This window comes from Streptomyces sp. MH60, from assembly GCF_002939385.1.
GTDB lineage: Bacteria > Actinomycetota > Actinomycetes > Streptomycetales > Streptomycetaceae > Streptomyces.
On the sequence record NZ_MULI01000019.1, the window covers coordinates 37,256 to 50,406 of the forward strand.

At 68.5% G+C, this 13,151-nt stretch carries 7 protein-coding genes and 1 pseudogene; 5 read left to right on the forward strand and 3 right to left on the reverse strand.

Going from position 1 to position 13,151, the window contains the following annotated elements; all coding sequences use genetic code 11:
- Positions 1-172 precede the first annotated feature (172 nt).
- From BZZ08_RS14945 to BZZ08_RS39550, 5 genes are all read left to right on the forward strand, one after another.
- Entirely contained in the window at positions 173-1,279 is a 1,107-nt protein-coding gene (locus BZZ08_RS14945) for a C40 family peptidase (RefSeq protein WP_104632698.1), read from the forward strand.
- Positions 1,280-1,283: 4 nt separating this feature from the next.
- Positions 1,284-2,216: a hypothetical protein gene (locus BZZ08_RS14950; RefSeq protein WP_104632699.1), complete on the forward strand. Its 933-nt coding sequence runs from the start codon at positions 1,284-1,286 to the stop codon at positions 2,214-2,216.
- 237 nt (positions 2,217-2,453) lie between these two features.
- Positions 2,454-5,624, forward strand: coding sequence for an amidohydrolase family protein (locus BZZ08_RS14955; RefSeq protein ID WP_198601483.1), 3,171 nt, complete (start codon positions 2,454-2,456; stop codon positions 5,622-5,624).
- Positions 5,625-6,327: 703 nt separating this feature from the next.
- A complete protein-coding gene (locus tag BZZ08_RS39545) occupies positions 6,328-6,786 on the forward strand; it encodes a hypothetical protein (RefSeq protein WP_241965478.1) in 459 nt (152 codons plus the stop codon).
- A gap of 423 nt (positions 6,787-7,209) precedes the next feature.
- Positions 7,210-7,341: a hypothetical protein gene (locus BZZ08_RS39550; RefSeq protein ID WP_241965482.1), complete on the forward strand. Its 132-nt coding sequence runs from the start codon at positions 7,210-7,212 to the stop codon at positions 7,339-7,341.
- 37 nt (positions 7,342-7,378) lie between these two features.
- Here the strand turns inward: BZZ08_RS39550 and BZZ08_RS14970 are convergent.
- From BZZ08_RS14970 to cas8c, 3 genes and pseudogenes are all read right to left on the reverse strand, one after another.
- Positions 7,379-7,462, reverse strand: a pseudogene (locus BZZ08_RS14970) (IS5/IS1182 family transposase); the annotation flags it as partial.
- A 2,924-nt stretch (positions 7,463-10,386) separates the two neighbouring features.
- On the reverse strand, positions 10,387-11,256 hold the full coding sequence (cas7c, locus tag BZZ08_RS14980; RefSeq protein WP_104632701.1) for a type I-C CRISPR-associated protein Cas7/Csd2: 870 nt from the start codon (positions 11,254-11,256) through the stop codon (positions 10,387-10,389).
- Positions 11,257-11,311: 55 nt separating this feature from the next.
- Positions 11,312-13,150, reverse strand: a complete 1,839-nt coding sequence (gene cas8c / locus BZZ08_RS14985) for a type I-C CRISPR-associated protein Cas8c/Csd1 (RefSeq protein ID WP_157953339.1) — start codon at positions 13,148-13,150, stop codon at positions 11,312-11,314.
- Position 13,151: the final 1 nt, after the last annotated feature.

Genomic DNA, 13,151 nt, shown 5'->3' on the forward strand with positions numbered 1-13,151 from the left:
ATGAACAGGGGCGTGTGAGCAAGCTGACACGTGTGGGGAGACCGTGGTGGGCCGTTCGGGGGAAGGTAGTGTGTTCAAGGCTCGAACGGCCCACCGCGTGACCCGCGGTGGCGGACCGCGGCGGCAGCCGTCCGTCTGAGCCGCCCGCACGCGACCTCTGAAAGTGGAGCTCATGAACGTGTCGACCGGCGGCAGACGGTTACTGAGCCGGGGCGCCACCACAGCCCTCGTCTGCGCGATCCTCCTGTCGCCCGGCCCCGGTCACGCGGCGCCGCGCGAACCCGACCCGCACGCCGGCAAGTCGATCGAGGGCATCCGCGCCGAACTGGACGGCCTCTACCGCGAGGCGGAGGTGGCCACCGAGGCGTACAACGCCGCCAACGAGAAGGCGGCCAAACAGGAGAAGCGGCTGACGACCCTCCGCAAGGACCTGACCCGTGCCGAGCAGCGGGTGAAGGATCTGCGCGAGCTCGCCGGCGCGGCCGCCCGCACCCAGTACCGCGGGGGCGACCTCGCCGCCACCGGCATCCAGCTGCTGCTCGGCGACCACCCGGACCAGGCCCTCGACGAGGCGTCCCAGGCCCGCCAGGCCATGCGCGGCCTGGTCAACGTCTCCGAGAACCAGAAGACCGCCCGCGAGGAGCTGAGCGAGCAGACCGAGGCCGCCACGAAGGAACTGCGGGAGCTGAAGAGCAGCCGCGCGGACAAGGCCGCGGCGAAGCAGAAGATCGAGAAGAAGATCGCCACGGCCGAGCGGATCGAGGCGGGCCTCGAAGAGGAGCAGACCCGCAGGCTGGCCGCGCTGGAACGGGAGCGTGCCCGGCAGGCCGAGGCCCGCTGGACCGGCCCCGGCGGTTCCCCCGCGGGCTCCGGGAAGGGGAAGAGGAAGGGCAACGGATCGGCGCCGGGCGGCGGGACGCAGGCGAGCGGAGCGGCCGCGAAGGCCGTCGGCTTCGCGATGGCGCAGATCGGCAAACCGTACGTGTGGGGCGCCGTGGGACCGTCGTCGTACGACTGCTCCGGACTCACCTCCGCGGCCTGGGCGGCGGCCGGGCACCCGATACCCCGCACCTCGCAGGCGCAGTGGCGCGGCCTGACCCGCGTCAGCCTGTCCTCGGCCCGTCCCGGAGACCTGATCATCTACTACAACGACGCCACCCACGTGGGCATGTACATCGGAGGCGGACAGATCGTCCACGCACCACGGCCCGGCCGCAACATCACGACCGCGCCGGCCGCCTCCATGCCCGTCCTCGGCGTCGTACGCCCCGGAGCCTGAGCGGATGACCCACTCGCTGACCCCCCGTGACAAGGGGAACCTGCCCGCACTCGGCGCCCCGCCGCTGATCCGTCTGGACGCCTACGTGGCCGAGGACGGGTCGACGGTGGTCAACGGCCACCTGCTGGACATGGGCGGCACACGGCCGCCCAACGAGGCCATCCTCGACGCCGTCGCCATGTTCGCCCGCACCCTCGGGGCGCCGGTCGCGGCCACCGTCATCGACCGCACCGCGCAGCAGGTGGCGCGGCTGCGGGTGCACCCCGACGGCTCCAGCCGGACCATCGGCGAGGAGGAGGACCTGCCGCCCGGGCGCGAGCGCACCGCCGCCGAGGAGGAGGCGTTCCCGCCGCTCGCCCGCGTCGAGCGGATCATTCAGCACGCGCAGCGCGAGGAACTGCACGCCGCGTTCGTCCTCGCCAGCGCGCTGCGGGAGCACCTCACACTGCGCCGGGGCGCCGAGGACGAACTGTCCCTGGAGGCACGGGCGATCGAGGCGTACCTGGCGTATCTGCGCGGCGACTACATGCTCTCCACCGTCCTCGCGCTGACCGTCGCCCGCATCCGCTGCCGCACCGACCTGAACCGGGCCGCCCCCGACGTGGCCCGCGCCACCGCGGCCTGGCAGCGGCTGTGGGACGAGGGCCAGGTGGCCACCCGCGGACAGGAACTGCTGCGCATGTGGGAGCGGTTGTCCGCGGCGGGCCTGCTGCAAGAGCCGTCCCACCATGCCATGGCCCAGGCCGTGCGGAGCCGGCTCGACCAAGGCGGCCGTTCCGTACCGCAGGGGTCCGCGCCCGCGGCGGCGGCCCTGAGCGCGGGCCCCGGCTCGGCCCCGGCGCCCGTCGCCCCCGAGGACAAGCCCCTCAAGCCCACCCGGCGCGGCCTGCGCCGTTTCACCCGGCGGGCCGGCCGGTCCCCGGGGCAACCCTCCTGAGGGGCCCGGCGCAGCCCCCTTCAAGCGGCCCTTCGGCGTGCCTTCGACCAGGTGCTCGGCGGGGGCGCGACATCCCTCGGCGAGGACGGCGTCCTGGAGATCGCGGACCGCGGCGGAGGCCGGACCGAGCGTGGTCCGGCGCCACGACGGTGCCTGACTCACCCCCTCGACCGGGCATAGCACTCCATGGAGGAGGCGCCCGGTGGCAGGCGTCTCGTACGGCTGAAGGGATGTGCTGTGAACGAAGCGGATTGCGCGAGCTCACCGGACGAGGCCGAGGCCGACCGGCGGGCGAGGACGTCGCCGGTCTCCCGCCGCGGGCTCCTGGCGGCCGCCGGCGCCGCGATGGCGCTGCCGTCGCTGACCGGGCCGGGTGCCCGCGCGGCCGACCGACGGACCGACGGCGCCAACACCCTGCGACTGAGCGCGGGCACCACGTTCGGGGCGCGGGTCTCGCCCGACGGCCGGTGGATCGCCCTCGACCTGCTGGGCGTCCTGTGGGTGATGCCGGCGTCGGGCGGGCACGCGCGGCGGCTGACCAGCGACCTGTTCGACATCGCTCAGCCCGACTGGTCCCCGGACAGCGGCCGGTTGGTCTTCCAGTCCTACCGTGACGGCGTCTTCCACCTCTGGACCGTACGGCCCGACGGCAGTGGACTGCGGCGGTTGACCGAGGGCCGCTTCGACCACCGGGAGCCCCGCTGGTCGCCGGACGGGCGCACGATCGTCTTCTCGGGCGACGCGTCGGGCAGTTACGCGATCCAGACCTACGACGTCGACGGCGGACGGGTCCGCGTACTCGCCGACGGCCCCGGTGAGGAGTACGAGCCGGCCTGGTCGCCGGACGGCGACCGGGTGGCCTTCGTGGTGGACAACACCCGGATCGAGGTCGTGGACCGCACCACCGGCCGACGAAGCACTCACGTCACCGTGCCCGCCGGCCAGGTGATCCACCAACCGGAATGGACTCCGGACGGCACCGGCCTGATCCACCACCTCACCCACGACGGGCGCTGCCGGCTGATGACCGGCGACACACCCCTGGTGGACGACCAGGAGACCTTCCCGTTCCGGGTGTCCTGGCTCGACCGCGAACGCTTCGTCTACACCGCGGACGGCCGGATCCACGTACGGTCGCTCCACGGTTCGGCCACCCGGACCATCGGCTTCTCCGCCGCGGTCACCACCCGCAGGCCGAGGTACACCAGGCGCCGCTGCGACTTCGAGAGCACCGGTCCGCGACCCGTGCGCGGGATCGGAAGCCCGGTGCTGGCCCCCGACGGAGAGCACATCGCCTTCCGCGCGCTCAACGACATCTACGTCATGAGGATCGGGCGTGCGCCGCGGCCGTTGACCCGCGACCACTGGTGGAAGTGCGACCCCGCCTGGTCGCCCGACGGGAAGCGGCTGGCGTACTCGACGGACCGGGGCGGGACGCTCGACCTCTGGATCAGGGACCTCGGCACGGGCCGGGACCGGCAACTGACCGACCTCGGCACCAGGGCCGCGGTGTCGGCGGCGTGGTCGCCCAGCGGCAAGGAGATCGCCTTCCTGGACCAGGACGGCGCCCTGTGGACCGCCGACGTGGCGAGCGGCGACGTGCGCCGCGTCTTCACCGCGACGTTCGAGCCCGGCAGACCCACCTGGTCACCCGACGGCGAAACCATCGCCCTGGCGGCCGTGAAACCGTACTCGGCCAGATTCCGGGAGGGGCTGAGCCAGATCCTGCTCGTCGACCGGACCACCGGGCAGGGCCGATACGTCGAGGCCGTGGCAGGCCGCTCGATCCAGACCCGGGGGGACGACGGACCCGTCTGGTCCCCCGACGGCAGGCGCATGGCGTTCGCGGTCGCCAGCGTCCTGTACACCGTGGACGTCGCCACGGACGGGACGCCGGTCGGTGAACCCCGGCAGATCACCCGCGAAGTGACCGACGCGCCGTCATGGAGCGGCGACTCGAAGCACCTCCTGTACCTCAACAACGGCAGGCTCCGCCTCGTACCGGCGGACGGCGGGCGTCCGCGCACCGTCGCCGTGCCGCTGACCTGGACCGCCGTCCGGCCGCCGGCGCGCACCGTGGTCCACGCGGGCCGGATGTGGGACGGCGTGCGCCGGGAGATCCGGCGCGATGTCGACATCGTCGTCGAAGGGCACCGGATCAGGTCCGTGGAGCCCCACGCCGAGGGCCGGACGGGCAAGCACATCGACGCGCGCGACCGGCTGGTGATGCCCGGACTCATCGACATGCACCACCACCGGGAGATGCAGGGCTTCGCCTACGGCGACCGGCAGGGACGGCTCTGGCTCTCCCTGGGCGTGACCACCACGAGGTCCCCGGGGAGCCCCGCCTACCACATGGTCGAGGAGCGCGAGGCCACCCGCTCCGGCGCCCGGATCGCACCCAGGTACTTCGCCACGGGCGAGGCGGTCGACGGGCCGCGCATCTACTACAACTTCATGCGCCCCACGTTCACCGACGCCCAGCTGAAGCTGGAACTGGAGCGCGCGAAGAGCCTGGAGTACGACCTCATGAAGTGCTACGTCCGCCTCCCGGCCGGGTGGCACAAGCGCGTGATCGCCTTCGCGCACGGCGTCGGAATCCCCGCCACCTCGCACTACCACTACCCGGCCATGGCGTTCGGCGGTGACGCGATGGAGCACACGGGGGCGACGAACCGGTTCGGCTACTCGCGCACCGTGACACCGCTCGGGACGGGCTACTCCGACGTCACCGATCTCTTCGTGGCCTCGGACATGGCCCGCACACCCACCCTCTTCGGTTCGACCACCCTGTACCGGGAGGACAGGTCCCTGGTCGAGGACCACCGGGTGCGGACACTCAATCCGCCGTGGCGGATGGCCGCCCTCCGGGAGAGCGCCGACGCGGCGAGCCGGACCGACCAGACCGCGCGGCGCGCGAACCTCCGGGCGCAGGTCCGCCAGGCCCTCGGCATCTACCGCAGAGGAGGCCGGATCGTCGCGGGCACCGACGCCCCGATCGACCACGCGGCAGTCAGCCTGCACATGAACCTGCGGGCCATGGTCGCCTACGGGTTCACCCCGTACGAGGCACTGACGACCGCGACGAGCCTGGCGGGCGAGACCCTGCACGAGGACCTCGGCCGGATCGCACCCGGCATGTACGCCGACCTCGCCGTCGTCGACGGTGATCCACTCACCGACATCAAGGACGCCGCGAACGTCGGGCAGGTGCTCGTCTCGGGCATCGCCCACACCGTCGACTCCCTGCTGCGGCCCTTCACCGAACCCCCGGCGTCCGGAACCCGGAACCCGGACGGGAGCAGCACCGTGCTGCCTCCCGTACCCGCCCACCCGGCCAACGACGGGTTCTGGTGGCACGGGCCCGAGTACGTCGAAGAGGCCCGGCACGCCTGCTGCAGCGGGTGAAGCACGCCGAGCGCGTCGGGTCGTGCCCCGCGCGGCCCGACGCGCTCGGTCCGGACCGAGGACCGGCCTTCGCGGCCGGGCGGTGGTCCCGGGCCCAGACGGTGACGCGCGACCCGGCCGCGCGGACCGCGACGATCCGGTCGAACTGCAGCATGCGGGCCGCGATCTTTTGGGCAGGAAGCTCGACACCTGCCCAGTGTGTCCGACGGAACTCCGACGAAACTCCGACGAAACGGGGTCCCGTACCAGGGCCGGATCCGTCAGGGAACGGGCGTCCTCAGCCGTCTCGCCCGAGCGGAGCGACGTTCCTCACAATCCTCGACCGGCGTGTCCCGGTGTACAGTCGAGACCGCCCTTGACCTGCACAAAGCAGGCAGGGAGCCGTCTTTCGGGAGTCCGACATGCTACGCACCATGTTCAAGTCCAAGATCTAGCATTTGGGTGTTTTCGCAGGTCAGAGCCCTGATCGCCGCCTCCAGGTCAGCAAAAGGTCAGCATCGGGCCGGACGGTGTCCGGCTTGCTGACCTGCGCCTACGGCAGGGGCTTGCTGCGCCGCCCGGCGCCCTGCTCGGCAGGCTTGATACGTGGCTCGACAGCTCGCTCGTGGGATGGGGTCCTTCTTCAAGGAGTGCGGTTGTTCCAGGCCGACCCGCTGCCCGCACCCGTACACGATTCGGTTTCGGGACGCTCTCGGCAAGCAGCGTGAAGAGGCTGGTTTCGGCACGCAGGACGACTCGGTCGAGCCGCCTTACGCAGATCTATGCGGAGAAAAAGAAGACGGCGCCGTCCGTTGCCGAAGCCCGCCGGGAACTCGGTCAGCAGACGGTCGCGGAGTACGCGAAGCAGTGGCGGCCGCGGCAGCGGAGGATGACGGAGTACTCCATGGGCTGGCACGTCGACAGCTCCATCAACGTGCACATCGTCCCCCGTCTCGGATCAAGGAAGCTGAACTCTGTCACGCCGATCGTGGTCGAGCGTTTCCTGTTGGAGGCCGATGGGGTGGGCCGCGGAAACCAGGTGAACATCTTCCGCACTCTGAAGGCGATCTTGCGGGACGCCTATGGCAAGGGGGCCATGGCGGACGATCCTGTGAAGGGGGTCCAGGAGCCGGAGTACGTCCGCCAGAAGGTGGTCATCCCGCCCCTCGCCTATGTGAAGTAGGCACTGACTGCCGTTGACGAGCTCCTTGCGCTTGAGATCGTCATGATGGTGGGCTGCGGCTTGCGAAACGGGGAAGCCAGGGCAGTGAACATTAACAACGTTGTGGCGGATGACGTCTACCGAGTGCATGAGCAGATCCACTCCAACACGGACAAGCTGGCGAAGCTCAAGCACCGTAGGGCGGGGTGAGTTCCGGGAGGTCCCTCTACCGCGCTCGGTGCGGGAAGCGATGGAGCGGTACCTGGAGAAGCACGGCACCACGAAGGATGGGTACCTGCTGCGCGGCCCGAGCGGCTACTACACGGAGCCGATGGAACGCAGGCGCGTCCGGAAGCTCTTCAAGGAGCTCCCCGCAGCGGACGGTGTGGGGATGTTAGCTTCCGGCACTACTTCGCCTCGAACGCCCTCGGGAACAGGATACCGATCACCGACGTGGCGGAATGGATGGGGCACAAGTCCATTGAGGAGACGTGCCGTACCTACCGGCATCTGATGCCTGGGAGCATCACCAAGGCGGCCCGCATTCTGGACGCCAGTTTGTGGGAAGCAGCCTGATTCGACATTGATGCGAAGAAATTTGTCTCCTTCTTCATCGCCTCCAGCGGGAGCCGATCGCGCAACGGTGCTGCCGCAGGCGGGCGGACAGGAAGCGCAGGGCAGAGCTGGACAAGTCGATGCGAGGAGGTCTCCCCTGCTCGAGTGAAGCCGAGAGCTTGGGGAAGGGTGGACAAGCACGCGAAGCCTCTGGTGGAGACGGTTCTCTTGGTCGAAAACCCATCTACGAGTGGCTTCAGCATGTTGTCAGCCCAACCGGCTCGCTACTGCTGCAAGTTGGAAAGAGCTCACTCCGAACATACACCCCGAAGAACGACCGCCGCTCCGTACATGTTGTCAGCCTGCTCGTCGACTGGGGCGTTGCGATCCTCGGCCGCCCGAAAGAGGAGCCACCGCAGGCTTTGACGATTTCCTTATCTGTCACGGTCTCGACGTTACGATCCTCGGTTGCCCCGGAGCACAACCGTACCCAGCTGCCGGAACTTCGTAGAGTACTCGTTGTTGCGATGCTCGGCTGCCCCGCAGGGCAGCCGCCACCGCGTACTTGACGCCTTCGACCAGCCGGGTGTTGATGTTGCGATCCTCGGTCGCCCAGCAGGGCGACCGCCATCGGGCTTGTGGCCGGTGTGGAAGTCCTGCTCGATGTTGCGGCCCTCGGCCGCCCCGAAGGGCGACTGCCAGTGCGCCACCTGGATGGTAACCCGAATGGCATCGTGTGGTTGTGATTCTCGGTCATCCCCGAGGGCGACGCTAGCCGGTCTCAACACGCTGACTACCCGCGAGTCTGGGTGGTTGCGATCCTCGGCCGCCCCAGAGGCGACCGCCAACTGACCACGGAGACGGGTCTGGTTAAGCGGGTGGAGGAGTTGCGACCCTGGCGGTCCTACCGGAAGGCGACCTCCAGGGTCGGTGGGACCGGGACAACGATCAACGCGCAGAGGTTTCGATCCTTGATCGCCTCGAAGGGTGACCATGACATGACGCCGGGCGAGCAGGGCGGCGGCACCAACGAGTTGCGATCCTCGGCCGCTCCGAAGGGCGGCCGCCATCAGAACCTCGGATTCTAGGGTCCGAGTGCCGGTGACGTTGCGATTCTCGGCCTCCCCGAAGGGCGACCGCCAGATCTGGAATTCGACCCGCGTGCCGAGCGGGTCCTCGGGGTTGCGATCCTCGGCCGCCCCGAAGGGTGACTGCCGGGTGACAAACGAGGCGGCGGAACGGGTCGACAGTGACGTTGTGATCCTCGGTCACCCGCATCGGCACCCGCCAGCACAAAAAGCGCTCCTCCCAGTTCTTCAGCTTTGGTGCCGTTGCGACCCTTGGCCGCTCCGGAAAGCGACCAGCAGGTGATGCGGATTGGAGCTGTGTAGCCCCACGGCATGTTGCGATTCTCGACCGCCCCGAAGGGCGACCGCCATTAGTCAGCACGTCATGACTATCTGTGCGTTCATGATGTTGCAATCCCCGGCTGCTCTGGAGGGAAACCGCCGGAGGGCGAGAACGGCAAGGTCATGTCAGAAGCCGTGTTGTTGTGACCCTTGGCCGGCCCGGAGGGCTACCGCCAGGACAATGTTGCCGTTGCCCTTCCAAACGTCGTCCCAGTTGCGATCCTCTGCTGCCCCAGGGCAGCCGCCGCGTCAAGCCGGCCGTGTTGAGCACAGCCCCCTTCATCTTGTTGCGGTCCTCGATCATCCTAGAGGGCGGCTGCCATAGGTACAGGGCTCGACCGACAGTCGTGACTCGAAGAGATCGCAATTTCGGCCGCCCCGGAGGGCGAGCGCAGTGGCAGGAAGTAGATGCGGGTGGCGCCCTTGCGGTTGTTGCGATCCGCGGTCGCTCCAGAGAGCAACCGCCAGCAGGGCCATCGTGCAGAGCATCTGGTAACCGGCTTACTTGTGATGCTCGATCTTTTCGAAGGACGACCGCCAGGTCAACGAACACCCGCCCCATCGTGCAGTCGCCCGGGTTATTGTGATCCTCGATTGTCCAAGAGGGTGACCGTCACATGGCCTCTTCGCATAGATTGATCGCCAACTCGTCGTTGCAATCCTCGGGCGCTCGGAGGGCAACCGCCAAGCCCGGCGAGAAGCTGAGCATTCCAAATTTCGGGAATCTTGCGATCCTCAGCCCTCAAGGGGCTATCCCCAGTTGACCGCGTTGGCCGTCTGGCCGAGATCCAAGTCGTTGCGACCCTCGGCTCGAGGTGGGCGTCAAGCGTCTGGTTACAATCCTCGGCCGCCCCGGAGGGCGACCGCCAGTGTAGATCCCGGACGCCTTCGGGCCCCGTTGTAGACGTGGTGGTCCTCGGCCGACCGGGGGGACGACCGCCAGACCGGCCGATTCAGGACCAGGTACGCACCGGTGGGGTTGCGATCCTCGGCCACCTTGGAGGGCGACCGTAACCGGCTGCCGCCATCGCTTACGCCGACAGGCGTGTGGAGTTGCAATCCTCTAGCGCTCTGGAAGGGCGACCGCCACCCCGACCTCTACTTCGCGATCCGCAAGGAGACGAAGGAGTTGCGACCCCCGGCCGCCTTGGAGGGCGACCCGCAACTTCCAGCAGAATGGGAACCGCGCGCCGTACTTGTTAACGTTGCGATCCTCGGTCGCTGCGGAGGGCGACCGCCAGGCTGTTCTCGTCCTTCATCATGTAAACGCCATCCACGTTGCGATTCTTGCTCGCCCCGAAGGACGACCGCCAGGTCGCGTTGTCTTGGAAGACCTGTGTGGTCTCGATGTTGCGATCCTCGGTCGCCCAGGCGCGACCGCTACAAGGCTGCAATGGTGACCTGCTTGGGATCAAGATTGTTGCGATCCTCGGCCGCCCGCATCAGCAACCGCCAGCGCGAACAACGCGTCTCCCATTTCTTCAGCTTTGGTGCCGTTACGATCCTCGGTCGCCCGGAGGGCGACCGCCAACGCCAGTCTGACCCTGCGGAATGACGATCCAGCGCTGGATTTGGTTGCGATCCTCGGTCGTCCCGGAGGGCGGCCGTTACGAGACGGTGCGTAGCCCTGCGCCGGGTTCCGTGTCCCTGGGTCGGCTCAGTCGATGAGGCGGGTGAGGGTGACTCCCTCGGGCATACGGTCTTCGTCGATGGAGATGTGGTCGGCGTAGTCGTCCCAGGAGCGTGCCTCGCTGTTGCCCAGTGGCTTGATACGGATGAGGTCGAAGAGCTTGTGGGCTGGGGCCCGTCCGTAGGCGTCGTCGTGGGAGAAGACGTACAGACCGCGGATGGCCATTTCGCCGCGGGAGGATGCCCGGTCGTGGTCGAACATCATGGTCAGGGCCCGCCAGTAGGCGGCGAGGTCTTCCGGGGTGACTTTAGCCTTGGCGCCGAGGGCGCCGGAGTAGAAGCCGTGGCCGCGGTAGAGCCCGTAGGGGACGTAGTGCTTGTTGCCCATCTCGGTGACCTTGCCCTTGGCCAGGTCCTCGGGCTTGTTCGGGGTGACACGGGTGATGCCGGCCTCGAGCGGGGTGACGGGGTCGATGGAGCGGGAGAAGGTGAGCTGCATGGGCCCGCGGGCCCTTCCGGCGTGCTTCTTTTGATCGCCCACGGACATGACGGCTCCGAACAGGCGCACGTCCCAGAAGTTGCGGATCATCCACTCCTGCGCGGTGGCGGTCTCGCCTTCCTTGGCGCCCCCTTCGATGTAGGCGCGCTGGATCTGCGGGTTGAGGGCGACGCCCTGTTCGACGTACATCTCGAAGCCGGGCTGGCCCTGGTGGACGAGAGTGATGGTGTTGCGGATCTTGCGTTTGAGGGCGACGTCGGTGATGAGGCCCTGGCCGGTGATGGGGTCGGTCCGGGGCATGCCGCCGGCGTCGGGGTCACCGTTGGGGTTGCCGTCCTTGACGTCGATGAGGAAGACGTAGTCGTGCTTGCGGGTGGGGTCCAGGTGCGCGTTGGTCATGGTTGCTCGGTGTCCTTCCGGGGCTGTGGCGTCGTGGTGAGCTGGCGGCGGGGCGTTACCAGAGGGTGTTGTCCGAGGAGTCGGCGTCCTCGGCAGAGGCTTCGGGAAGGGCGTCCGCTTGCTGTCCGGCTGCGAGTTCCTTGCCGGCTTCCCGTGCCTTGATGGCTTCTGCCGCAGCGCGTGCAGAGTGGGCTCGCTGGTGGTCGTAGCCGAGGATGAACAGTGCCTGCTGTTCGGTGCTCAGGTGGGCGGGGATGGTATCGAGCAGGTCGAAGGCGTCCCGCAGCCGACCGTCCATGGCCTTGGCCGCGGGTCCACTGGTGCGGGCGATGGTGCGCAGGTGCGGTCGTGCTCCGATACGCAGGCGGGTGAGCACGGCTCGGGGGGAGACGACCGCGGTGCTCAGGTACTTGTCGGTGATGGTGGTGTTGACCTTGGGCATGGCCTTGCGCTGGATCGCTTCGAGCATGGCCATGATCCGGCCGCATACGTAGCCGGGCTCGGTCGACTGGGGGTTCAGCTGGGGCACACAAAGCTCCTTGTGGCGAGTGGTCGTACGGATCAGGGCGAGGCGCAGCAGGGCGAGGCGGGGCCGGTCGAGGTGGTGGTCGGCGCGGATGCGCTGCAGGAGGACCGGCAGAAGGTGGGCCGGTGGCGCGGCGCCGTGGAGTGCGGCTTTGGTGAGGTCGGCCTGCAGGTGTTTGGGGACGGTGGTGTCGACGTACTTGTTCTTGCGCTTGTCCCAGCGGGCGCAGGAGAGGGCAAGTCGCCAGACCGACCAGTAGGTGTAGGTGTTGTTCCAGCCGTCCCAGGTCTGCTGGTCGGCGAACCAGGTCCCGAGTCTGCGTTTCAGTTCGGGGACGGGGATGGTGATCCAGTCGGCGACGATGACCCTGTTGGTGTTCACCCGCAGGGTGAGGGAGTGGAAGGCCTCCTCGTCGAGGACTGCCAGTGCGTCTCGTCCCCGCCGGGGGTGGCGGACTCCGGCAATGAGCTGGGCCACCTCCTCGGGCTGGGGGTCGTGCAGGGTCCACATGGCTGTGTCGGTGTCGGTGTCGGGGTCACGGGTCCACCAGACGATGGCGGAGTCGTCGGCGGAGGCGCGATGTTCGGGGTCGGCGAGCAGGGTGTTCAGGGCGGTGGCGGACTTGGTGCCGCAGTCGACGCAGATGGGGGTGGCACCGAGCTGCTTGGTGCCGGCCCGGAAGTGGGCGGGTTGGTTGAGGCAGACCAGCTGGGTGTTCATCCCGGAGTTGGGGATGCCCTTGATGGGAACCGGGAGCGTGGACAGCAAGGGCATGACGTGTCCGCACACGAGGCAGAGTCCCCGGTTCGCCTTGCCCGTCTTCGCGCTCTTCGCCTTCTTGACCTTGTCGGCCCACCAGCACTTGGCTTCCGGCAGGTCGTGGACCCACTCGCCGTCCACGCTGATGGCGACGAGGTGGTCCTTGTCCATCTCCAGCGGCCACACGGTTGGCGCCGGGTTGTTCAGCCATGCGGCTACCGCCTGCGCCTGGGGAAGGTGGGGGTGGTCGTTGCACCAGGAAGTGACCAGGTCACGGTAGGCGGCGTGCCGGGTCCTGGCCTTGGTGACGTCGGCAGAGTTGGTCGAGAGGACTTTCTCTCCGTCCGGCCCTTTCACCAGGCCGGGGTGGGCGAGCGCGAACTGTGCGGTGTCAGCAAACAGGATCGGTGCTGGCTTGGACCCGGAGCGTCCGGTGTACGGGGCGGTGATCTTCCGCTGTTCCTGACGGAGATCGATGACCAGCGGTTCGGCGTTCCCTACACCCGTGCTGGAGAGATCGATCTGCCACATGACCCGGCGCGCGAGGTAGTACTCGGGGGTGTCGCCCTGGCGGCTGTCGGCTTGCTGGACAAGGCTCTGCAGCAGCACG

What these genes read in the sequence shown, in the direction of transcription:
- BZZ08_RS14945 (WP_104632698.1), top strand. Translation starts at nt 173, where the DNA reads ATGAACGTGTCGACCGGCGGCAGACGGTTACTGAGCCGGGGCGCCACC.
- BZZ08_RS14950 (WP_104632699.1), top strand. Translation starts at nt 1,284, where the DNA reads ATGACCCACTCGCTGACCCCCCGTGACAAGGGGAACCTGCCCGCACTC.
- cas7c (WP_104632701.1), bottom strand. Translation starts at nt 11,256, where the DNA reads ATGACCAACGCGCACCTGGACCCCACCCGCAAGCACGACTACGTCTTC.